The organism is Halococcus dombrowskii, from assembly GCF_022870485.1.
In the GTDB taxonomy this organism is placed as follows: Archaea; Halobacteriota; Halobacteria; order Halobacteriales; family Halococcaceae; genus Halococcus; species Halococcus morrhuae.
Genome location: NZ_CP095005.1, coordinates 1906094 through 1928206 on the forward strand (window position 1 = coordinate 1906094; position 22113 = coordinate 1928206).

The 22113-nt window shown below is 57.9% G+C and carries 23 protein-coding genes, 1 tRNA gene and 1 pseudogene; 10 read left to right on the top strand and 15 right to left on the bottom strand.

The genetic code is table 11. The features are described 5' to 3' along the window. Nucleotides 1-55 precede the first annotated feature (55 nt). Both MUK72_RS09850 and MUK72_RS09855 read left to right on the top strand, forming a co-directional pair. A complete protein-coding gene (locus tag MUK72_RS09850; protein ID WP_244699611.1) occupies nucleotides 56-589 on the top strand; it encodes a cob(I)yrinic acid a,c-diamide adenosyltransferase in 534 nt (177 codons plus the stop codon). A 40-nt stretch (nucleotides 590-629) separates the two neighbouring features. Then, a tRNA-Val gene (locus MUK72_RS09855) sits at nucleotides 630-704 on the top strand. 1686 nt (nucleotides 705-2390) lie between these two features. Here the strand turns inward: MUK72_RS09855 and MUK72_RS09860 are convergent. From MUK72_RS09860 to MUK72_RS20420, 3 genes and pseudogenes are all read right to left on the bottom strand, one after another. Continuing rightward, nucleotides 2391-2972, bottom strand: a complete 582-nt coding sequence (locus tag MUK72_RS09860; protein ID WP_244699614.1) for a hypothetical protein — start codon at nucleotides 2970-2972, stop codon at nucleotides 2391-2393. Between the two features lie 325 nt (nucleotides 2973-3297). Next, nucleotides 3298-3444 (bottom strand): hypothetical protein, encoded by a 147-nt coding sequence (locus tag MUK72_RS09865; RefSeq protein ID WP_244699617.1) that lies wholly within the window; start codon nucleotides 3442-3444, stop codon nucleotides 3298-3300. Between the two features lie 99 nt (nucleotides 3445-3543). Then, nucleotides 3544-3684, bottom strand: a pseudogene (locus MUK72_RS20420) (HNH endonuclease); the annotation flags it as partial. Between the two features lie 199 nt (nucleotides 3685-3883). Here MUK72_RS20420 and MUK72_RS09870 point away from each other — a divergent pair. From MUK72_RS09870 to MUK72_RS09880, 3 genes are all read left to right on the top strand, one after another. Then, nucleotides 3884-4348 carry a hypothetical protein gene (locus tag MUK72_RS09870; protein WP_244699620.1) on the top strand — a complete coding sequence of 155 codons (465 nt, stop codon included), beginning with the start codon at nucleotides 3884-3886 and terminating at the stop codon, nucleotides 4346-4348. Between the two features lie 770 nt (nucleotides 4349-5118). After that, nucleotides 5119-5718: a tyrosine-type recombinase/integrase gene (locus MUK72_RS09875; RefSeq protein WP_244699624.1), complete on the top strand. Its 600-nt coding sequence runs from the start codon at nucleotides 5119-5121 to the stop codon at nucleotides 5716-5718. 183 nt (nucleotides 5719-5901) lie between these two features. Continuing rightward, a complete protein-coding gene (locus MUK72_RS09880) occupies nucleotides 5902-6597 on the top strand; it encodes a DUF8164 family protein (protein WP_244699626.1) in 696 nt (231 codons plus the stop codon). Between the two features lie 97 nt (nucleotides 6598-6694). On the opposite strand, the gene MUK72_RS09885 is transcribed toward MUK72_RS09880, so the two are convergent. Then, nucleotides 6695-7705, bottom strand: coding sequence for a tyrosine-type recombinase/integrase (locus MUK72_RS09885; RefSeq protein WP_244699629.1), 1011 nt, complete (start codon nucleotides 7703-7705; stop codon nucleotides 6695-6697). Nucleotides 7706-7957: 252 nt separating this feature from the next. On the opposite strand from MUK72_RS09885, the gene MUK72_RS09890 reads away from it, so the two are divergent. Then, nucleotides 7958-9043: a hypothetical protein gene (locus MUK72_RS09890; RefSeq protein WP_244699632.1), complete on the top strand. Its 1086-nt coding sequence runs from the start codon at nucleotides 7958-7960 to the stop codon at nucleotides 9041-9043. Between the two features lie 112 nt (nucleotides 9044-9155). Here MUK72_RS09890 and MUK72_RS09895 read toward each other — a convergent pair whose 3' ends face one another. The 3 genes from MUK72_RS09895 to MUK72_RS09905 form a co-directional block, all read right to left on the bottom strand. Further along, complete coding sequence (locus MUK72_RS09895; protein ID WP_244699635.1) at nucleotides 9156-9329, bottom strand: hypothetical protein; 174 nt, start codon at nucleotides 9327-9329, stop codon at nucleotides 9156-9158. Nucleotides 9330-9577: 248 nt separating this feature from the next. Then, on the bottom strand, nucleotides 9578-9994 hold the full coding sequence (locus MUK72_RS09900) for a PIN domain-containing protein (protein WP_244699638.1): 417 nt from the start codon (nucleotides 9992-9994) through the stop codon (nucleotides 9578-9580). Further along, nucleotides 9987-10316 carry a hypothetical protein gene (locus MUK72_RS09905; protein WP_244699641.1) on the bottom strand — a complete coding sequence of 110 codons (330 nt, stop codon included), beginning with the start codon at nucleotides 10314-10316 and terminating at the stop codon, nucleotides 9987-9989. The genes MUK72_RS09900 and MUK72_RS09905 overlap by 8 nt, the downstream gene beginning before the upstream one ends. Nucleotides 10317-10452: 136 nt before the next feature. Between MUK72_RS09905 and MUK72_RS09910 the strand changes: the two genes are divergently transcribed. Both MUK72_RS09910 and MUK72_RS09915 read left to right on the top strand, forming a co-directional pair. Continuing rightward, the gene (locus tag MUK72_RS09910) at nucleotides 10453-10761 is read left to right on the top strand and encodes a UPF0175 family protein (RefSeq protein ID WP_244699644.1); all 309 of its coding nucleotides are present in this window, start codon (nucleotides 10453-10455) and stop codon (nucleotides 10759-10761) included. Then, nucleotides 10758-11276 (top strand): PIN domain-containing protein, encoded by a 519-nt coding sequence (locus MUK72_RS09915; protein ID WP_244699647.1) that lies wholly within the window; start codon nucleotides 10758-10760, stop codon nucleotides 11274-11276. The genes MUK72_RS09910 and MUK72_RS09915 overlap by 4 nt, the downstream gene beginning before the upstream one ends. Nucleotides 11277-11304: 28 nt before the next feature. Here MUK72_RS09915 and MUK72_RS09920 read toward each other — a convergent pair whose 3' ends face one another. From MUK72_RS09920 to MUK72_RS09940, 5 genes are read right to left on the bottom strand one after another with little or no spacing between them, the layout of a single operon-like run. Next, a complete protein-coding gene (locus MUK72_RS09920) occupies nucleotides 11305-12960 on the bottom strand; it encodes an ATP-binding protein (RefSeq protein ID WP_244699650.1) in 1656 nt (551 codons plus the stop codon). Then, complete coding sequence (locus tag MUK72_RS09925) at nucleotides 12957-13643, bottom strand: DUF8166 family protein (RefSeq protein ID WP_244699653.1); 687 nt, start codon at nucleotides 13641-13643, stop codon at nucleotides 12957-12959. Before MUK72_RS09925 ends, MUK72_RS09920 begins: the two co-directional genes overlap by 4 nt. Next, nucleotides 13640-14866: a DNA double-strand break repair nuclease NurA gene (locus tag MUK72_RS09930; protein ID WP_244699656.1), complete on the bottom strand. Its 1227-nt coding sequence runs from the start codon at nucleotides 14864-14866 to the stop codon at nucleotides 13640-13642. The genes MUK72_RS09925 and MUK72_RS09930 overlap by 4 nt, the downstream gene beginning before the upstream one ends. Then, complete coding sequence (locus MUK72_RS09935; protein ID WP_244699659.1) at nucleotides 14866-17589, bottom strand: AAA family ATPase; 2724 nt, start codon at nucleotides 17587-17589, stop codon at nucleotides 14866-14868. Before MUK72_RS09935 ends, MUK72_RS09930 begins: the two co-directional genes overlap by 1 nt. After that, the gene (locus tag MUK72_RS09940; RefSeq protein ID WP_244699662.1) at nucleotides 17586-19025 is read right to left on the bottom strand and encodes a metallophosphoesterase family protein; all 1440 of its coding nucleotides are present in this window, start codon (nucleotides 19023-19025) and stop codon (nucleotides 17586-17588) included. Before MUK72_RS09940 ends, MUK72_RS09935 begins: the two co-directional genes overlap by 4 nt. A 242-nt stretch (nucleotides 19026-19267) precedes the next feature. Here MUK72_RS09940 and MUK72_RS09945 point away from each other — a divergent pair, with 242 nt between their 5' ends. Next, on the top strand, nucleotides 19268-20110 hold the full coding sequence (locus MUK72_RS09945; RefSeq protein WP_244699665.1) for an eIF2B alpha/beta/delta subunit family protein: 843 nt from the start codon (nucleotides 19268-19270) through the stop codon (nucleotides 20108-20110). Here the strand turns inward: MUK72_RS09945 and MUK72_RS09950 are convergent, their stop codons facing one another. Together MUK72_RS09950 and MUK72_RS09955 are read right to left on the bottom strand one after the other, a co-directional pair. Continuing rightward, on the bottom strand, nucleotides 20111-20311 hold the full coding sequence (locus MUK72_RS09950) for a DUF8106 domain-containing protein (RefSeq protein WP_004055168.1): 201 nt from the start codon (nucleotides 20309-20311) through the stop codon (nucleotides 20111-20113). 82 nt (nucleotides 20312-20393) lie between these two features. Continuing rightward, complete coding sequence (locus MUK72_RS09955; protein WP_004055167.1) at nucleotides 20394-20729, bottom strand: ribbon-helix-helix protein; 336 nt, start codon at nucleotides 20727-20729, stop codon at nucleotides 20394-20396. A 93-nt stretch (nucleotides 20730-20822) separates the two neighbouring features. Here MUK72_RS09955 and MUK72_RS09960 point away from each other — a divergent pair, with 93 nt between their 5' ends. Next, the gene (locus MUK72_RS09960; protein WP_244699668.1) at nucleotides 20823-21737 is read left to right on the top strand and encodes an HhH-GPD family protein; all 915 of its coding nucleotides are present in this window, start codon (nucleotides 20823-20825) and stop codon (nucleotides 21735-21737) included. A gap of 31 nt (nucleotides 21738-21768) precedes the next feature. On the opposite strand, the gene MUK72_RS09965 is transcribed toward MUK72_RS09960, so the two are convergent. After that, nucleotides 21769-21963, bottom strand: a complete 195-nt coding sequence (locus MUK72_RS09965) for a DUF1328 family protein (protein WP_244699671.1) — start codon at nucleotides 21961-21963, stop codon at nucleotides 21769-21771. Nucleotides 21964-22113 lie beyond the last annotated feature (150 nt).

Below are 22113 nucleotides of genomic sequence, written 5' to 3' on the forward strand. Positions count from 1 at the left end.
GGTGTGGGTCGGGCACTTCGGCGGGGTATAAGTCGCTGCCGGGCGCACGTGCGGTATGACGATCTACACGGGTCGTGGCGACGAGGGCCAGACCGATCTCCGGACGATGGATCGCGTCTCGAAGGCGAATCCCAGGATCGAAGCCTACGGTACTGTGGATGAGGTGAACGCCACGGTGGGGCGGGTCCGCCCGACGGGTCACGAGGACGTCGACGAGCAGCTCCGCGCGATCCAGAACCACCTCCACGTCGTGCAGGCCGATCTCGCCAACCCCGAGCCAGACGAGGACGACCCGCAGATGACCAACGAGCGCGTCGAACGGTTGGAGGAGTGGATGGACGCCCACGACGAGGAGCTCGATCCCCTCCAGTCGTTCATCCTTCCGGGGGGCAGCGACAGCGGCGCGCGCCTCCATCACGCCAGAGCGGTCTGTCGGCGGGCCGAGCGCCGTGCAGTCGCGCTCGCTGGCGAGGAAGCGATCAACGAGCAGACCGTGACCTACCTGAATCGGCTCTCGGACGCCCTGTTCACCCTCGCGCGCGTGGTGAACCAGCGCGATGGGGTGAGCGAGGAAGCGCCCGACTACTGAAGGCAACGTTTATCTTTCGCGGTCGGAAATCGTGGGCACGGGGTCGGTGATCTAGGCCGGTTATGATACCTCCTTCACACGGAGGAAGTCGGCGGTTCAAATCCGCCCCGACCCATCCGCTCACTTCGTTCGCGTAAATCAACACACGGCAACGGCCCCCTTATAAATATCTGAAGGAAAGTGGTAGCTACTCCGTGAAGTGACTTATTCAACTGCGGTTCACCTGTTAGAGATATACACTATGTCATCTACCACAATGCCTTGTCACAGCGGGGAGTGCGAAGATACCAAACATTGGTTTCGTCGAAGCTAAACATTTTTACGTCTGTGGCTACTTCACCTACGTGTAGAGAAAGCTGGTTCTGTGTCAGATTGCGATCTTGCTCTTAGCTGCTTAGATGGCAGTGTGTCGCCGTTTTAGCGGATTTGTCTGATATGCGCGCCAGTACCTCATCTCTACAGATTCAATTATGGTCTTCACTGATTATTCTACCCTTGATTTGAACGAACAGGATCTTATTCGAACTCCCACGCATGGGACGCAGTATTCACCAGAGACTAAGATATGTAAGAATAGAAAGGAAATTCCGGATGGGTATCGGAAAAACGGTTTTGAGTCGTTTTGGAGCTTCTACGACCGACTACGACTATATAATACTGGTCGTTTCAACGGAATATGGCGCGATGAAAGCCATGAATTAGAAATAGATAATAGAAATCTAATCAAATCTCTTTCGTCTCAGCTACCAATGATTGATAGAGAACGACTCCGTGCAGAACGTTGGTTCATGTCGCTCGATAAGCGACGATATACCAGTATCGGCGGGATTGAGACTGTTGCATTTAGTGTCTGCGCAATTGTCTGTAATGAAGATGACACCCGCTACTACCCAACTGCAAAGAACAACAATCAGCGATTCGAGAAAGTGGCGGATAGTCTCGATTTTGACAAATATGATCTTCAGCGAGTCATAGAGCGAGTCCGAGCTGAATTAGGGCTGGTATGACCGTCACTCAAGTCTAACTCACTTATAGGGTGGGGGAGGGTATATAAACCAAGTTGTATAATCTTTACTTGAAGAAGTAAATCCTTGCCCAGTAGCCAACGCAAACCAACAACTGTCTGACTTCAGATAGGGAAACAATCAAACAAGGGGAAGACACCACCATCTTTGAAACAAGGTTACTATGAAAGATGTACCATAGAGCAGCGAGGAGGCGACTCACTACAAAACACAGCAGTAACAGCACAGCAACGGCAATCTCTGTAAGAGAATTACTGTGTGGTATCTTGGTAAGGCTGGGAGTGTTACTCCCTGCTGTTACCCAGTTATCCAATCACCATGTGATAGGTGGATCTTTCAGACAGCGGGGAGGGGACGACACCAATAGTAACCACATATCCTTGTTAGGCCTGCGGTGCGGTGGCTATATTGTATGCTGTGTTGAAATGTCCCGCCTCCTCGCTGTTCCAAAGTTGTCTGTTACTGCGTAACCAGTGTTTCTTTGAGATAGCAAAAAACAATCTTTAGGTTGATTATTCTATATTATTCGTATTTCTCAGTGGTTTGGTCTCGGTTCCGACCATCTTCACCTACTTTGTGGAAGATAAATCCAGTTCGAGGAGCCTGCTTTGCCTTCTCGCCTGCGGCTCGTATCCCCGGTCTTGCTTCAACTTGATACCGGTCACAGCAGCCTGTGACTGGAGGGCCTTGGACCAGCGAGGATGCGAAGGCTGCGGTGCAGTGCTTGTAGTAGATCAAAAGATAATGTAACTCCTCGCCGTCTATGAGTAGCTCTACTATGCAAATCGTTCGATCAAAGATGTTAGCTCCTTTGCAGCTTCTTGCTTCGCAATATCAGGATCATTGAGGTGGCTACGAATCTTGTAGAGTTCCATCACCGGGACTTGGATAACATCATCGTCGTCCTCATACACAGTATTCACTGCTCGGACAACATCATCCTCGTCGAGAGGTTGCCAATCATCATCAGCAGGAATGATAGAGAACATCTGTTCATCAAGATCATCAGAGTCCTCTGGATGCCGACCGTTCCCTTCGGAACGGGCCATGTGGATCTTGTAGCCTCGGTAGCCTTTGGCCAGCTTACCACAGAGACGACAGACGTATAGCTCCTTACCGGAGTCAGTCTCACCTGTGACGCGCTCATTCACTGAGACTGTGGACTCACCTACTTGTTCGCAGTCCTCGATGTCATACCCATCAGGGATGTTACCATGCTCCCCATGTCCGTTACCGACGGAATTTCTGACGTGGGGACCCATTCCTCGGGAGACAAACACTTCTCCACAATATTTGCACCGTCGGGTAGCTTCGGTATTCTGTTCACGACGGTACTTGCGAGCTGTAGGTTCGTCCATTGTCTCTCGATTTGTGGTTAGAGAACCAGAAATATGAAGGTTATGTATAGCCGTTATCTAACCAATCTACTTTTGCAAATCTTCTCAATTGTGTGTTGTTAGATTATATTATTTTTTATATGGAGGCGTGAGAGGTAGATTCAGTGACAGCAGGTTTTGGATTCAATTTTTCCGTCTAATTCTCGCGGCGGGTTACTATGATTTTCACCCACCCCCGTCTGTCACGGTGTCAAAACTCCGCCTGAAGTGAGGAGGCGGCCATAGGGTTACTGTTTGTTTTATCATCTATAACGTGCATAGAGTCCGTTGATTCTCGGCTGTTTCGCTATCCCTCTATCAATTCCTCCAAGAGAACGGCGATGTCTGCTTTCGGCACGTACCAGCACTTTTCAGTGTCATTGAATCGGGCGAATCCCAGTTCCTTCAGCCTCTCCATGAGCTGGTAGTAGCTACTGAACTCATCGTCAGTCATTTCCCCGTTACTGTAGAATCGTACTGTGGGAGCCATCTGCTCGTCATGAGCTGCGTCATGGCAGCGCCGACAGAGTAGAATCAGGTTGCTAAGGCGGTCCGATCCTCCTTGGCCTCTTGGAACGATGTGGTGGGTGTCAAGCGTCACATCGTCACCGCTCTGTCGGCAGTTGGCGCAGCGATCTTGGTCGCGAATCCGTACTGCTTCGCGGGCGGAACTCCCATCCTGTCCGTAGTGCATCTGTGGTTTCCTTGGTTTGTTCTTGCTCACAGCGATGCCTCTCACTGGCTCATCCTTCTCCGCCCGGAAACGCCTTCAGACGGAGGCTACGACCCTTCTCAACCGCATTGCACTCTAATCTGCTGCTCGCACCGTAAAAGGGCTATCGAAAGCAATACTATTCGTATTGTTTTATAAGTCACTAAGCCATATTCGTCGTATGAAGGCTGTTGATAGGGAAATACTCAATGAGTCAGATGTCGTTACTGGAATTGAGGATGTTTCAGCTCGTATCGTTAAGGAACGTGTGACTCTCATTGGAACTAAGGAAGGCTCTGGAAAACCAGAAGCAAAATACACTCGGCAAGAGAGAAAATGTACTGTAGAAGACAGTTCGGGTGAAGTCTACGAAATCACTGAGGATAGATTCACACGTCGTAGCAGGCTTCCTGTATGGTTAGGTTTGTTAGAACGAGCTGACGGAGCCCTTCCTTTGGTCGATCATCCCGATCTAATTCCAGTAGAGGTTGCTACGATGGGAAAACCAGAAATCTGCGGGTATCTATTTGTTGTTCATCAAATTGACCTCCGTGATTTGAGTGGGATGTTCGATGTGAATTATACGACAGTAAGACAGTATATGAGTGATATTGCCAGCGGGCGAAGGAAAAAATTGGGCCAGTAGTTATGTGGATCATATCAAGTTCATATTATTTTTGTCGTACCCCCTGTAGAGTATGAGTATCGGTTAGCTACAGGTCGAGTCTCACACCGTTCTTGAGCGAGTACTCATATCTGGCATTGTGGCTACGGGACGCCGTATCATCTATATCATGCTGGTGGGCGTACCCATCCCGGGCGAGTGCGCTGAGGACTTTCGACGCTCCCGACCGATCCCATTCTCGGTCAGTAAGTGCGGTCAATACTGGTGCGACATCTGCACAATCATGATGTCCTTCTCGTGAAACTGCTACGCAAGCTGCCCACGGGTCACTTCCTACCTCTGGTGAAGGCGGTATGTCATCATCATTCACAACTTCCTGAAGTTCGGCAAAGAGTTGAGGGTGGTTGTTCTGTAGTACGTTCATGTCTTGCGGTAATTCGTTCTGAATCTTCTTTCTGATACGAGATACTGCTTGGTATCTTTGTGACTCATCATTAGTGCTTATGTCCGCGATTATCTCTCGCTCTCTGTCAGTTAGAAGGGCACGTCGACGGGTCGGTTGACCGTTTTTATCCACCATATCCAAATATGGGAAGTTCCCACATATACATAACTCTGTCGGAGTTGCCAAACCAGTAGATTTTCTAATTTTTGTCGCACTTTCATGTATAGTGCGACACTCATGGCAGATTTCATCCAGTCTCGCCCGTTCCGAAGCCTTCTATCTCCCGTATAGTGGGGTTCAAGCGACCACCAACAGGTTTATTGTCCCACTATTCAAAATAAGGGACATGAGGTTGGCAGACAATCCCGACAAAGGCCGCAAAGTCTGGCTCACCGAATCCGAAGTGGATGAATTGCTGGGAGTCGTCGAGGACACGGAGAAACGAATTGCCTTCCGGCTAATGGCACACTGTGGGCTTCGGACCAAAGAGGTACTCCGAGTAACCCCGAACGACGTGCGACCGATGGACGGCAATCAGGCCGGCTACAAGCTCCGTGTGTGGGAGGGGAAGGGCGACAAATACCGCGAGACATGGGCTCCGGGCGATCTCGTGCAAGTCATTCAGACCTATACTGATATGGCGAACGGTGGCAACGGCATTGAACCGGACGAGCCTCTGATTGATACTACCCGTCGGACCGTTCAGCGGTGGATCAAAGCCGCGAGAGAAACGCTTGAAGCCGAGACAGGGGATGAAGGCTGGGGATACCTCTCTGCCCACGATCTTCGCCGGACATGGGGAACAAGAGCCATTGAAAGCGGTGTCCTGCCAACAGTCGTGATGCAAGCCGGGGGGTGGGACGATTTCAAGACTTTTCAAGAACACTACATGGGTCAGCACAGTGATTCTGTTGTTTCGAGGGAAGCTGCGAAGGTACTGGGTTAATTAAAATATAAATTAGATAAGTGATTTTCTCTACCAAAACAAACATATAACCCGAGGATTACTATAGCAAAGATGGTCCGTACGTCTAAGTTAGCTCGAAAAATCACGTCATTCTTGATAGGTTATTATGTTCGTATAAATGCAATAAACATATTTACGAATAAGGAAGTTGCCCGGCTTTCAATGGAACCAGAGTATTCGCTAATGCTCCAAACTAACAGGACAGCTGTTAATCCTGGAGATACAGTAACGATAGAAGTGTATATAACAGGATGGGGCCGTGCAAATCGGGGAAAATTAAGTATTGTTTATTCAAACCCGGAATTGATATCGGAACAAAATCCACCTACGTCAGAAGAACGCGTTACCTCAAAGCAAGTATACACTGGTGTACAGTATCCACAAAACAAGCCACCAAGCGATGTAGAGAGACAATTAGATAGTATAGGGACGGCAATCCGATTAAATGATGGTTATTTCATGTCTCATCCAGAAATTCTCACAAATCCAGGATATCCTCCTATTATCTCCGAAGTCAGTTTAGGAGATCGAAAACCACCAATCGCTATCAATATCAATGTATCCGAGACCGCTGCGCCAGGAGATTACTATATAACATTTACCATGTCATACGGACACGGGAGTTTAATCAAGCAAGATCAGCAACGAGTCAATATACAAGTCAATACCCTACCTGAGTATTTTCGAAGAGAAATAGAATTAGCAGTAGTTTTGGGTGGAATCGGGGCAGTAATCGCTATCATCCTACCACTCGCTTCAGATTTATCCGGGATATTATTAAATATTGTGATTTCTATTGGTATTTTATTCAGTATCTATGTTTTTGATAGGCTATATACAAAGTATGAACGGTACTAAAACAGTGCTGGTTGTAGCTATTCCTGGATATAGCGAAAGTCTGGATAGAGGCGGTTCCTTTTTACCAGACAGCAGTTGACTTGCGATCCCTGCCTGTTTACAACTTCTCTAAGTGCTTACGTCTGTTTTTGCGTTTCTCTTCTTTACTCCTGATGTCGTAATGAGCTTCGAGAGTATCTGAGGTGACGTTTGCTTTCTCGGACACTAATTCCTGCGGCCAATTACTGTTCAAGTGTCTTGTAATAGAGGCTCGTCTTACTGGATGAGGGCTGACTGAGCTTGGACACTTGCTGGCTTTGTTGTAGTTGGTAGCGAGACATTCGTTTATATCTCTATCATGGGGGCAGTGGCCGCTATGTTTGCAGGGCCTTGTAAGAGCATAGATGTGCTTTCTCAGCAGAGAGTCGTAGGCCCTACCGTTACCCGTTGTCAGAAGTGGCTTTCTTCCATATTCGTCCTCAACAGATTCTCTTTTGTATTGGATGTAGTCATCAATCACGTTGTCCAGCTCCTCGCTGATGTTAATTTGTCGTTCAGCAGCTCGCTTGTTCTTTAGTGGCGTTCCCGTTTCCGGCCGATGGTGTGTTTCAAGAAATCGTTCATCCGAGTGCCAGTCAGACAAATCTAAGGCTCGGATAGTTCCCAGTCGGAAGGCAGTGTGCCACATGAGATGGAAAGCTACGTGCCGAATTGTCCCGTATTCAAATTTCTTGCAGTAGGACAGGATGGCCTCTGCCTCGTCGGGATCAATAGATACGTCTCTGGTTTGTTGCTCCTTGGTCAAGCGAGGATAGTCCATTTTCTCATACAGTCCTTCTTCGGTTAGATCCACTTTCTCAGCCCACCGGAGAAAGGCACGGACTGTTGAGACGTAGTTACCTACAGTTACTTCATTCACACTGTGGTTATTCCTGAGCCACGTCTTGAACTGTCTGAGGGCAAAGGCGTCTAACTCTGTTGTGCTTTCTATCCCCTCCTCGCTGAGAAAGGATACGAACCTCGTCAGATGGCCTTTATTATTGTATTGCGTGTGTTCGGATACCTCTGGTCGGCGTTCTTCAAGAAACAATTCAACAGCGTTCTGTGGGTCTTCCCGTGATCGGCTCATGGTTATCAGCTCTTGTCACACGGAACGCTGTGAGCGCCGGAGCAGAGCGGAGGCGCGTTCAAATCCGCCCCGACCCACTTTTGCGCCGCAACGCCATGAGCGAAGTGAACATGGACTACTGTATGCACTACACAAGTGTTTTTGTGTCTGTACGGTGTGGTCTGATTTTTGTACAGGTTGAATCCTTACCATATAACCATTCTTGATCCAGTAATTTCACAAGTAAGCGGGTGATTATTACGTCTGAAAGAGATGACACCGACACCAGATAGCTCATCATCAACTAAAGGCGGCCCTTTGTCACTCGTGGATGCTCTCGAACTTGGCTCACTACTAAATCGACTCGAAGCCGCAGGGATCAATCAAGAAGCGGTTGGGGAACAGGGAGTGGATGGGGTACTATTGTTGCTAGACGATTTCGCCACAATATTACGTTCAAGAGATATAGATTCTGATGTTGCTATTGCTGTCGTTAGGCATATGCAAGAAATATCAGAAGAATATGAACCGAATGACAATTTAGATGAGGACGATGGTAGAGATTTAGAGAAGAAAGTCGGTGCGTGGCGACGATTACTCGAGAATGAGCTTGGAAAGGAACAGCGAATCGCTGCGGCTGATGTAGGCTTGCTTGACGTGGATGGATTGCTAAATAGGCCAGAATCTCTGTTTGATGAAACAGTTTGGAATTGGCTCGACAGTAGCACAAAGGCAGATGTCAGAGAAGCATGCAAGACTCTGGTGATCGACTGTCCAACATCATCAGTCGTGCTATCTCTGAGGGCCTTGGAACACTGCTTACGCGTTTGGCACGAGGAAAAGACTGAAAGCAAATTAGAAGCGGCCTGGGGAACTGCCCTCGGTCAGCTGATTAACGAATTCCAGGAAAAAACAGATTCGAATGATGTAATGGAGCAACTGAGCGACCTACCCCCAGTTTTATCGAATCTATTTTATCTGAAGGAAAAAAGAAACGAGGTTACTCACCCCGATAAATCACCCAGTTCGCAAGAAGCCCGACGATCGCTGATGATTATGGCTGCGACGATTTCCGAGATACATGAGGAGATTCACGATCGAAAGGTCGCTGAATACGAAAGCGGTGACTTCGAAGACATTGATGTTGAGGGACTATCTGCAGAAAATGCGTTCATGACTCTTGTAGAAGAATTTATCGAGCAAGGATTTACTGACGACGGAGCAGTTGATGTCTCTAGATTGAAAGCAGTTGGACCGAAAATTGGAGTATCCGAAAATAAACTGGAAAATGGTATGATGGATGCTCTGATGAGCGGAGAAGGATACGAACCAGAAAACGGTCTTTTTATGCCAATTTAGAACATCATATCATAGAATAATACGACCATCCCTAATTCGATGATGAGATCACCAGTGTCTCAATCTATTAATCCCCCTGCCATCTGAAAATTGAAAGCAACAGATGGTTGCTTTAGAGCGGCGTTTCGTCCACTTCTTCGTCGGATTCGTACGGATCGACCACACCACGATTGCGCTCCGTGTTCCAGGACTCCCAGCTATCGCGCCACTCGCTGGTCGCATCGAGACTCTCGGCCCCATGCTGTGTGTGGCACTCACGAATTTGGGTCAGTACGGGTGTGTTCATCACATCGTCGACGACGACGGTTTGGCCGGGCGTCAGCCCCGAAGATCGGCTCCGGCGTCAAGGCGAATTTCGGTGAATGTGGCCCTGCGGGTAACCACGCTACAGCACACGACGGATGGCCAAGCGATACAGAGATCTCTCCGTCTTCATACTGTCGGACAGAAGTACGTGAAGATTCGATCCCGAGAACCCACTGCAACGAGCTGATTTTCGCATCACAGGTTCTCGATCAGATCTGTCCGACAGTATCAGACACCCTCCGCTCGAAACCGCTCGATTGCTACTTCATCGACGGTATCGAAATCGTCGTCTGCTCCCACCAGCAGCGTTCCATCGATGTGGTCAGCGGCTGCGAGCGCGAACGCATCACCGAGTGCGATGGGGTAGTCGTGTTTGAATCGCGCCGCAGCCCACCATGTGTCCCGTACCGCGACCGGAACGACGTTTTGCCGTTCGAGTTCTTCGACTGCGGTTTCCCCGAACTTCCACGATTTCGCCCGAGCAACAGTGTAGAGCAGTTCGGTATACGTCACATACGAGATGTACCCTTCTCGATCGCCACGGTACACCGCACGAAGGAACGGTTCGACGATGTCGCGCCCCGGTTCGTCGAACAACACGGCGAGGAGCGGTTCGTTGTCGAAGACGATCGGTCCGTCATTCATCGGTGTCCGAATCTCCGACACCGAGACGCTCCAGCAGCTCTCGCTCTTTTCGTGCGTCCGATTCACGTTCGGCCCGCAGTATTTCGGTCCCGGAGCGCCCTTCGTCATCCGTCTCGCCCGCCAACGATCCCGCCAAGTCGACGAACGGTCCGTCGTACTCCTCGTCATCGCTGGCTGGTTCACGAACCGAGTCCAGCATCTCGTGTCTGTTCTCGGCGGCGATCGACAGGAACTCCGCCCACGTCACGTCCATCTCCTCCTTCAGTCGCCGGACGCGGCGCTCCTCGCGTTCGTCGAGCACGATGTGGAGCGTGCTGCTCATGGATGGACGTATGCGATGACACGGTATAACTTTGTTCGGCAAACACTACTGTGAGCAACTCTATTGGACGAAGCGGAGTCCGCAATCCCGTCAGTACCAGGAACAGCGTTAATACACACCTGGTCCTATCGTGTACATGGGCCAGAAACACATCACGGCCCGCATCCCCGAGGATCTCTTCGAGGAGCTCGAACGCGTCCAGGACGAGGAACGAACCGACCGCTCGACGGCGATCAAACGACTGCTCGAACGCGGCCTCGAAGGCTGGCGGACCGAGACGGCGATCGAGCGGTACCGTGACGGGGAACTCTCCCTCGGGCGGGCCGCCGAGTTCGCCGGCGTCTCACTCTGGCGATTCCTCGACTTGCTGGACGAGCGCGGCGTCGAGACGAACTACACCGAGTCGGACCTCGAAAGCGACCTCGCTGCGGCGCGCGACGAATGACCGTCGTGGCCGATGCCACCGTCCTGATCTATCTCGCCAAAATCGACCGACTTGACCTGCTCGACGCGCTGTTCGACTGCGCGCTGGTGCCCGAAGCGGTCTACGAGGAGGTCGTTACGCGGGGCCGCGAGCAGGGGTACGCCGATGCGTTGGCCATCGACGACGCGACCGATGCATTCCTCGACGTGCGATCGCTGTCCGGCGACGCGAACGACCGGGCAACGGCTATCGAAGACTCGACCGACCTCGGTCGCGGCGAGGTGGCCGCCATCGCACTCGCACTCGTGGAGGACGCACGCTGTCTGGTCGACGACCACGCCGCCCGGCGGAGCGCCGAATCACTCGGCGTCGCCGTCGGCGGAACCATTTACGTCCTCCTCGAAGCGCTGCAAGCGGGCCACGTCTCACACGACGAGTACGTCGATCTGCTCGAAGCGCTCGACGAAAGCGGATTTCGGATGAGTGCGCAACTCTACCGCCAGGCTGTCGAGGCTGGCGAGGAAGTCGAAAAATGAGCCCACTCCGAACGTCGTAGCGGGGATCTCACAGCGGTGTTTCGTCCACTTCCTCGTCGGATTCGTACGGATCGACCACGTCACGATTCTGCTCTTCGTGCCACTCCTGCCAACTCCCGCGCCACTCGCTGGTCGCATCGAGACTCTCGGCTCCGTGCTGTGTGTGGCGCTCACGAATCCGGGTCAGTACGGGTGTGTTCATGGCGTCGCCGGCGATGACGGCCTGGCCGGGCGTCAGCCCCGGAAGCTCGTCGAGCACGTCCTCGCCGGCGCTCTCGACCGATTGGCGGATCGCCTGCTGGTCGTTCGGGTTCTGGATCTGCATGATGATCTGCGTGCCACACTGCGAGAGCACGTCGGCGTCGAGCTTCGAGGGTCGCTGTGAGATGATGCCCACGCCGAAGCCGAACTTCCGGCCCTCCGAGAGGATCGTCCGGAGGATCGGAAGCGAGCGGGCGCTGCCGTCCGGCGCGAAGCGATGGCCCTCCTCCAAGAGGGTAAAGAGCGGGAAATCGAGATCGTCGCCGTCGCCGCGCATCGCGTTCTTGCGCGCCTCGTAGAGCTTGCGCAGCAGCGCCGCGGCGAGCATCTGCTGGTCGTCCTCCGAGAGTCGGTTCAACTGGAGCACCGTCACCTGGCCCGGCGCGACGAGATCGGTGAGATCGTTGCGCGCCGCGCTGGCGAACAGATCGCGATTGAGCGCACGGTTGAGCCGCCACGCGAGCGCGCTAGCGGTCCCGTGATCGCCCTCATCGAGCGCCTCACACTTGCTGATGATGTCGCGAACGCCGATCTCGTTCGATTCCTTCTGGAGCTCGCGCCACGCCCTGTCGAGCAGCTCCTTCATCCGCTCGCTCGGCTCGTCGAGCAACGCGAGCAGATCGCCGTAGTTCAGGTCAGGGATCGCGACGGTGATCTCGTCGGGCGTGACGACGTTGACCTCCGGTGTGTACGCCCCATCCTGGAAGACCGAAGCATTCCCATCCTCTCGCATTCCGTCGAGTGTGTCGTACTCGCCATGCGGATCGAAGACGAGCATTGCAGCCCGCGACTGCGGGCGCAGCATCTCCTCGATGACGACGCTCGCGGTGTAGGACTTCCCGCTCCCTGTCGAGGCGAGCACCGCCAGGTGGGTCGCGGCGAACGCGTCGATGGGCATGAAGACGTTCGCGGCCTTCGTCTCGCGATTGAGCAGCCAGCCGACGTGGGCGGTGGCGCTCTCGCTCTCCCAGTCCGCGCTCGGGAGCACCGCCTCAAGGAACTCGTCGCTCGCAAGAGCGACCCGCGAACCGGGATCGGGCAACGAACGCGGGTTAGCGAAGGTCTCCATCTCCGTGTCGAAGTAGCCGACGACGCGCGCGCTCACGCGATCGATCTCGACGTCGCCGCTCGGCACGCCGAGTGCGTCGGCCACGGCTTCCGGCTCCACGCCCGGATCGGCGAGGAACTCGCCGGGGAGCCCGCGCTCCTGCTCGGCGTTCGTCACCCGGGCGAGTACGTCACAGGAGTCGCCCTCGGCGGTCGTCTCGTAGACGACGAACTCCCCCGTCCGAACGTCGACGGCATCCGGCGCGACGAACACGAACTCGTCGGCGCGCTCGCCGGGCTCGGCCACCGTACCGACCACCGTTTCGGAGGCGGCGTCCATCCCGCGGCCCGTGGGTGGTTCGGGCACGTCGCTCATCGCACCACCCCGCGATCGGTGCTGGCCTCCCAGCGGACCTTCCGCTCGATCACGTCGAGCATCGCCTCCCGATCGGTCTCCACGCGCAATCGCTCGATCAACGAGAGCGTCACCTCCGCCCCGAACCGCTCGGCGGCGGTGATGAGCCGGTCGTAGTAGCGCAGCGCGAGCTGCCCGTCGGGCTGGTGAAATCGTCGGAAGCCAGCGCCCGAGAGCTTCGACACCGGGTCGTCGATGTCGAGCGTCCATCGCGGCAGCTCCTGTGACACGGACGCGAACCCCTGCCCGCCATCGGCCGGCGCGAGCTCGGCGAACCCGAGCAGCGCGATGCCGAGCAGCGTCTGCTTCTCGTCGACATAGCCGGGAACGAACAGCTCCTGATCCGGCGTCGAGAGCCGCGGTCCGTCGCGCCCCTGATCTGGGTTGACGAGCCGCGACTCGTAGACGACGCCGACGAGCGCGCGCTCCTCGCCACGCACCGTCGTCGTGACATACACTGGTTGGCCGAACTCGTAGTCCTGCTTTTCGGGCACGGACGCCTTGTCGTGGTCGCGGTACACCTCGGCGACGTAGTCCATCTGGCCGTTCGATTCGACGATGCTCGCGATCGTGAGGTCATCGTCGCCGATGACCGATTCGTTGGCTGTCATAGCTGTCTGGTCTCCATCGGTCTCGCCGCTCATCGGCGTCGTCGCTCCTTGCTGAGCGTCTTCGCGTCCCAGTCGATCGGCAGGTCCTCCTCGTCGGCGAACTCCTGGACGAGCGCGAGGAACCGCTCCTTCGCACCGGTGTCCAGGACGGCGTTGGCGTCGGCCTGCTGGAGGATCTCCGGATAGCCGCGCCCGACACCGGTCTCGGCGCGAACGACGTCGAGCACGTGCTCGACGAGGTCCGCATCCTGGATCCACTCCGGGAACTCGAGGTAGTCCATCGCGTCGCCGCCCGGGACGTCGAGATACGTGAACAACACCTCCTCGTCGAAGCCGTACTCGGTGTCCTCGTAGACGTATTCGAGTTCGTCGACCGTACTGTCCCACCTGTTGACGAACACCAGCGATCGGTCGCCCCAGTTCTCGGTGAACCCATCGAGAATACGTGCGTCAGCGACGGTCGGCTCGTCGGAGAGCAGTTCGGGATACGTCTGCTGCAGCATCTTCGCGATGTTCTTACGTTTCGTTCCTGCGACGTAGCCGACGACGGGGACCTCGTGATGTTCACTCACCGCGAGGACTTCCGCCATCGTTTCGTGGTAGCTCTCGCGTACGTCCGGCGCGTACGTATCCGCGAACGACGGAACGAGTGCTCCGTCGTAGACGATGACCGGTGTCGGCTCGTAATCGGCGAATTTCTTGATACACTCGACGACTGTCTTTCCCTCATCGTAGTAGCGCTCGTGACTTGGGGCTTGTTCATCGGGGTATCGGACACCATTGCCATCGTCGGATGATTCGGTGACTGCATCGGGTCCGAGGATCCGAGGACCCACGTCGCCGTCGTAATCACCATCGGGATCGTGATGGTTGGCGGTCCAGGCGACCTGTACGAGCCCAAGCGGAACGGTGAACTCCGTCGTCGGCCCGAGTTCGGAGCCATCGGCGGCGATAGTCGTGACGCCTTCTAGTATATCCTTCGCGAACCGGTTGATTGCTTCGTGGTTCTCCCAGGAAGCAGAGATATCGAACGGGTCGACCGGTCGATCGTGCTCGTCCCAGTCCGCGGTCGGCAGCGCGCCGGGATAGGCGTTCGTGTCGAACCGCTCGCGAAGACGGTCCGCATCGTACTCCGCGAGCGCATCGTCGAATGCGTCACGATATTTCGCCACGATCCGTTCGTCGTCGGTGTATTCTCTGATCTCCTTGACGTAGTCCTGAAGCTCGTTCGCCACTTCCACGGGATAGAACGGCATCAGTCGCTCACCACCCGTGTCATCTCCCGGTCCTCGTCCTTCTCGAGTTCGATCGCCCGTTCAGTCATCGACTCGAAGGTCCGGTCGTGGCTGACGACGAGTAGCTGGTTCAGCCGGTCGAACTCCTCCAGCTGGTCGACGAGGTTTCGTTTCTTGTGCTCGTCGAGGTTCGCGGTCGGCTCGTCGAGAAACGCCATCCCGACCGCGGCGAGCCGTTCGAGGATCGCGAGGCGGACCGACAGCGCGGCGGCCATCTTCTCACCGCCCGAGAGCGTGTCGAACGGCTTGTTCTGCCCGCGCACGCGAACCCGGAGGTTGTACGTCCGATCCCAGACCAGCGTCTCGGTCGGGGCAGCGCGCAGCGCTTGATAGATGTCGTTCGCCCGATCGCCGATCTCGCTCGTCGTGAGATCGCGGAGGTCTTCGGCACCCTGCTGGAGGCTATCGCGCGCCCACCGGGCGAACTCTCGATCGCGTTCGAGCTCGGTCATCTCGGCCTCCAGCGCCGTCTTTCGCTCGCGTTTCGCTTCGAGTTCGTCGAGTCGCTCGCGCGCCTCCGCGAGATCGCCTTCCCTATTCTCGCGCTGCTGTTCGCGCCTGGCACGGGTCGTCTTCCGCTCGCTCAGCTCCTCCTCGATCTCGTCGAGTCGCGCCGCGTCGAACGCCTCGTCGAGCTCCACAACCCGCCTTTCGGCCTCTTTTCGCTCGGCGCGCAGCCGCGCCAGCGCTTCGCCCTCCTCGTCGACCGCCGCCTGGCGCTCGTCGAGACTCTCAGCGACGGGTTCGTGCTGGATGTATGTCCGATGGGGCTCCTCGGTTTCGGCGATCGTCTCCTTCGTCGTCTCGATCTCCCGATCGAGTCCATCGAACTCGTCCAGCTCGTCGTCGAGCTCCCGATAGGCGACGAGTCGCTCACCGAGATCACTGCGCGCTTCGCGGAGAGTCGCTTCTATCCCGTCGGCGCTCTCGATCGTCGCCTTCGCGGTGTGGTATTGCTCGGCCACGCCGTCGAGCTCGGCCACCGCTTCGCGCTTGTCGGGCAGTTCGTCGAGCCGTCCTTCAAGCTCGTCACGCTCGTCCTCGTACTCGCTTTTTTCGGCCACCAGATCAGCGATCTCCTCCTCGACTGACTCGTGTTCGCGTTCGAGCTGTGGGATGCGATCGGTCGCTTCCTTCGCCTCCCGAGCGGCCTCGATGCGTTCCTCGACGGCCGCGATCTCCTCTTCGATCGCTGGCAGTCGCTCCTCGGTGAGCGCCTCGATGCGCTCGTGGTTGCGTTCGAGAACGCTCTCACGGTGGTCTGCGGTCACGGGCTGATCGCAGGTCGGACACGAGACCGCCGACTCGCCGCCGATTTCGATCGCTCGGAGCTCCTCGTTCTGCTCGCGCAGTTCCTCGTGCTCGGCTTCCAAGGATTTTCGTTCGGCGAGCAGATCCTGGCGCTCATCCTGGCGTGCGGCGAGCGTTTCGGCCTCCTCGCGCTGCGCTTCGGCCTCCTCGATCGACGATTCGAGCGCCGTCGCTTCGGCGCGCAGTTCCTCGATCTCGTCGTCGACGTCCCCGAGTTCGTCCTCGATTTCGTCGCGGCGCTCGGCATCGTCTTCGAGCTGCGAGACTTCCTCCTGGAGTTCCTCGTAGCGCTCCTTTTCCGGTTCGAGCTCGTGCACTCGCTCGCGTGCTGCCTCGGCCGCGCTGAGGTCCTCCCTGGCATCCGCGACCCGATGTTTGAGTAGATCGATCTCGCCGCCGAGATCGGTGCGTTCGTCGTCGATCTCGTCGCGTTCGGCCCGTCGTTCCTCCAGTTCGTCGAGGCGTTCCTGGGCGCTCTCGTGGCGTTCGTACTCCTCGCGGACCGCTGCGAGCGTTTCGCCGGCCGTTCGTGCCTCGTCACGGTGCTCTTTGGCCGTTTCGAGGCTCTCCTCCTGGGCGGGGATCTTCATCTCTTCGAGCGTCGCCAGCTCCTGCTCGGCGTCGTCGAGCTCGTCCTCGACCCCTTCGAGTCGCTCGCGCTCGCTATCGAGTTCCTCGATCGTCCCCCTCAGCGCCTCGATCTCGTCGGCAAGCTCCGCGATGGTCGCCTCGTGTTCCTCGACGCGCTCCTCGACGTCGGGGAGCTCCTCCAGTCTGGCGTCGAGACCGATGATCTCGTCGCGGTGGTCCTGAATATCGCCGTCGAACTCCTCGTCGAGCCCGCCGAGGGATTTGTAGGCCTCGCGGTAGCGCTCGATGTCGAACAGCGGGTCGAACGTGTCGATGCGCTCGGTCTCGGTTTTCGTGAAGTCCGCGAGGAAGTCCGTCTGGGCGACGCCGACGCTTCGCTCCCACACCTCGGAGAGATCGTCGGGTTCGTCGACGCCGAGCTGCTTGCAGAGCCAGCCCTTGATCTCGCTCGTTCCGTCGAGCGAGAGGTTGTCGCCGCTCCCGTCGAGCACCTCGTATTTCGACCGACCGGCCCACCGACGGACCGTGTACTGTGCGCCGCTCGTCCGGTTCGTGAACATCACGGCGATCTCGCCGGAGGATTCACCCTCGCGCACGAGCCGGTCCTGCTTGCTGAACGGATGGCTGTCGAACAGCGCGTAGCCGACGGCCTCTTGGATCGTGCTCTTGCCGGCCCCGTTGTCGCCGAGGATCGCCGTCACGCCCGCCCCGAGATCGACGGTCGTCTCCTCGCCGTAGCTCTTGATATCGTCGAGCGTCACCGACTCGATGACGATGCTCATTCGTCCCCCCGCGCGTCGAGCGTCTGCTGGCTCGTCCGTCCCTCAATCGGTTCGTCGTTCATCGGTCTGTCTTCGTCATCCGCCTCCCCTGGGCCATTGGGGAACAGCTCGCGCCGGCGCTCGCCGAGATAGTCGGCGACCGCGCTCACGCCCTGCTCGTCATCGGTGACGAGCCCTTCGAGTTCGTCGAGCGTCCGCGCCACGGCCTCGGTCTCGGCGCTGTAGCGCGATTCGCCCGCGATGGTGTCGAACACCCGTTCCTGAAGCACGTCGGTGTTGACGGTGCCGTCGGCGTCGAAGGCCTCGTCGCGCTCGATGTCGCCGAGCAGCTCCGCGATCGCCTTGCGCTCGGTGTTGTTCGTCGGCTGGACGTGCAGCGCGTCGAGGCGGTCGACGGCGAGCGCGCGCAGCGCCTCGACGTCGAAATTCCCGTGATCCAAGAGGAGCGTGCCGACGAACCTGACGTTCACGACCGGTTCGCGGCGGTCACCGTTCCCGTCCCGGTGGATATCGCGCTCGCAAGTCCGCTCGACCGCTGCGTGCTCGTCGTCGAGCGCGTCCGCGAACTCGCCGCGCAGATCCTCGAAGGTGCGATAGCTCGACACGTCGAAGTTCATCGTGTGATATGGGCGGCGCTTCGAGAGGTGATGCTCGGCGGTCACGTCCCCGGTGTCGAAGACGTAGTAGCCGTGGCTCTCGTCCCACCGACCCTCCTGAATGTCGAGCGCTTCGAGGCTCCCTGGATTCCGGCCGACATCGCCGGTCTCGTACTGTTTGTGGATGTGGCCGAGCGCGAGGTAGTCGACGTGCTCCTCGATCGGCGTCAGCCACGCGCGCTTGACGGTCGCGCCGAGATCCGGCACCGCGTCGTCGACGCCGAAGTGGGCGAGCAACACCGTCGTATCGGCCGGTCCCTCGCGCTCGTCGGTTGCCCGAATCCCTTCGGCGATCTTCGGGAGATCGCTCTCGATGTACGCGCCCCGGTAGGGTACACCGAAACAGCGCACCGTCTCCCCATCGTTCTCGATATCCACGAACCCACCGCCGCCCCGTCGCGGGTCGTCGAGGTCGGTCCGGACGAACACCGGATCGTCACCCGGATCGCCGGACAGCAGCGTGATGAGACCGGTGTCGTTGAGATATTGTAGCCACGTCAATTCCCGGCGAGCACCCATGCTCTGGTCGTGATTGCCCGGCGAGACGATCACGGGCACGTCGACGTCGGCGAGGACGGATTCGGCCTCGCTGAGTGTCTTCGGGCTCACGTCCCTGGAATCGAAGAGATCGCCCGGGAGCAGGATGGCCGTCACGTCGTGCTCGCGAGCCTTCCCGAGGAAATGCTCGAAGGCGAGCTTGACGTCCGCCTCGCGCTGCTCGCGACCGTACTGTCTGTGGCCGAGATGGACGTCGGCGACGTGTGCGAGCCGCACGCTCACCACCCCGGCTCACGCGGGACTGTGCGACCGGCCGATCGATGCGACGTGAAGGGCGGGCGAAGCGACACGATACAGGAACTCGCCACGCGACGACGGATAAATCTGAGCAAAGCGGAGCGAAAGTGGAACTGGCGATCGCCCGACGGCGCTCGTGCGTCGGTGGGCGCGAGCGTTGTCGGAAGCGAGCGGCGACTGCACGGCGGGCCGGAACGGTTTTGCCGTGGGCGCGAGAGGGAGGCCGTATGATAGACGAGACGGTCGAGGAGATCCGCGAGATGCAGACCCACAGCTCCTCGGTGGTCGCCGTCAAAGCCGCCCGCGCGCTCGAATCGCTCACCGAGCGCGAGTTCCGGAGTCTCGACGACTACCTCCGAGACGTCGAACGCAACTCGACGGCGCTGCGACAGGCCAACCCCTCCCACGCCTCGCTCCAGAACACCCAGCGCGAGATCGTCGCCGCGCTCGACGAGGAGTTCCCGGACATCGAGGCGGCCAAGGCTCGCACGCGGGAGACGATCCGGGGGGTCGTCGAGCGCGTCGAGATGGCCAAACGCCGGGCGGCCGAGTACGGCGCGATGGCGCTCGACGACGGGATGACGGTGCTCACGCACGACTACTCCTCGACGGTGCTCGAAGCGATCGAGCTCGCCGGTCGCGAGGGGGCCGAACTCACCGTCTACGTGACCGAGGCGCGACCACGCTATCTCGGGCGCAAGAGCGCGCGCACGCTCGCGGCGATCGACCGCGTCGAGACACATCTCATCGTCGACAGCGCCTGCGGCCACTTCCTCCCCGAGTGCGATCGCGTACTCATGGGGATGGACTGTATCGTCGGCGAAACCCTCTACAACCGCATCGGCAGCCTCCCGATCGCCGCGACCGCCGCCGAGACCGACACGCCGGTGACGGTCGTCGGCTCCGGCGCGAAGATCATCGACGACGGGTTCGTCTTCGAGAACGAGTTCCGGTCGAGCAGCGAAGTGATGCGCGAACCCGCCGAGGGGTTCTGGATCGAGAACCCGACCTACGACGCGACGCCGCTCTCGCTCGTCGATTCGGTCATCACCGACGAGGGCATGCGCTGACTACGCGTAAACGACTTCTCGGGGACGGTTCGCGATCGGTGCACCACAGTCGGGACAGCGGTAGACGACCCGCTCTGGGTCGTCCTCGGCGGGTTCGACCCGCCAGTCGCCGTCGATCGGACTGGCGTGACCGCACGTGGGACAGAAGAGCGTTCCCTTGCGCGGTGCGCCGCTGGTTGTGGATCTTCGTGCTGTTCTCATCGGTTTCGTCTACGGGCGCGAGAGCAATAGGACTGGCGGCTGACGGTGTTTGATGGTGTTCGTTCCCGGTCGATAGTGGCAGTCAGTACTGATAGCGGCGGACGTCGTCCTGGCTCTGGGATTGGCCCTGCATCTCCATCCCGCCGGTCATCTCGTCGAACGTCATCCCCGAGAGATACTCGTCGTAGGTCACGTCGTAGCCACTCCGGAGGTGGAAGTCGAGCCGGCCGGTCTCGACGCTCGTCTGGAAGAGCATGTGGACCGCCCGTCGGAGCAGTTCGTCGGTCTCCTCGGGACCGAGCGCGCAGGTGAGCAGCGCGAGCTCGTTGCGCGTCTCGCGATCGAGATCCATATCCACCTCGTCGCCGAGATCGGCGTAGCGTGATTCGACGTCGCTGGAGAGATCGTCGAGACTCATGGCCGGTCTGGGTCTGCCGCCCGCAAACCGCTTTCGGGTCGACGCCCCACCGAACCGCCACGCGTATCACATCCACAGTCGAACGGACGATAGATGAGCGAGTCCGCGTTCTCGTTGCCGGACGACCGCGATACCGTCCGCCGAGCGCTCGTCGAGTGGTACGAGGAGGACCATCGCGGGTTTCCATGGCGCGAGACGACCGATCCCTATGAAATCCTCGTCTCGGAGGTGATGAGCCAGCAGACCCAGCTCGAACGGGTCGTCGAGGCGTTCGACGGATTTGTCGAGCGATGGCCAGACGCCGAGCGCCTCGCGGCCGCCGATCGCTCGGCCGTGGTCGGTTTCTGGAGCGATCACAGCCTCGGCTACAACAATCGTGCGCGCTATCTCCACGAGGCCGCCGGACAGGTGATGGCCGAGTTCGACGGCGAGTTCCCCGAAACGCCCGACGAACTCCGGGAATTGCAGGGTGTGGGTCCCTACACCGCGAATGCGGTGGCGAGTTTCGCCTTCAACAACGGGAACGCGGTCGTCGATACGAACGTCAAGCGCGTGCTCCACCGGGCGTTCGACGTACCGGACGACGATGACACCTTCGCGGATGCCGCCGCGGAACTGATGCCCGCCGGCGAGTCCCGAACCTGGAACAACGCGATCATGGAGCTCGGCGGTGTGGCGTGTACGAAAACGCCCGCCTGCGACGATGCCGAGTGCCCCTGGCGCGCGTGGTGTGGGGCCTACGCGACCGGCGATTTCAGCGCACCGGACGTGCCCACACAGTCACCGTTCGAGGGGAGTCGTCGACAGTTCCGCGGGCGCACCGTCCGGGTTCTCGGCGAGTACGACGAGCTGGCGCTCTCGGAGCTCGGCCCGAGAGTGCGTGTCGACTACACGACCGACGGCGAGCACGGCCGCGAGTGGCTACGGGAGTTGCTCACCGATCTCGAAGACGACGGGCTAGTCGCTGTCGATACCGATGGCGAGACGACCGTCCGACTGCGACGCTGACGATCGTCGGAAACAGGTTCGCTCGCCCGCTTCAGAGGATGAGCGAGATGATGGCAAGAATGACGAAGATGATGATGAGAATGCGGGCGATTCCGGCCGACAGCCCCGCGATGCCCTGTGCACCGGCGAGGTAGGCGACGATCGCGAGGACGATGAAGACGACTGCCAGAGAGAGGAAGTCGCCGGAGAACTGCAGCGCCGCTCCAGTGAGGGCGAGCGGGTTCATCGGGACGCTCCGACGGCCGCGGTCAGTCGGTGGCGATGACGATTGGAGGCTGTTTCGAACATCACGTTCACCCATAGCCGGATCCATCCCTCACGGTGTGGCTTGCAGAAGACGGGTCGTTAAATCATGGAGCAGGAAGAGCGGTGGCAA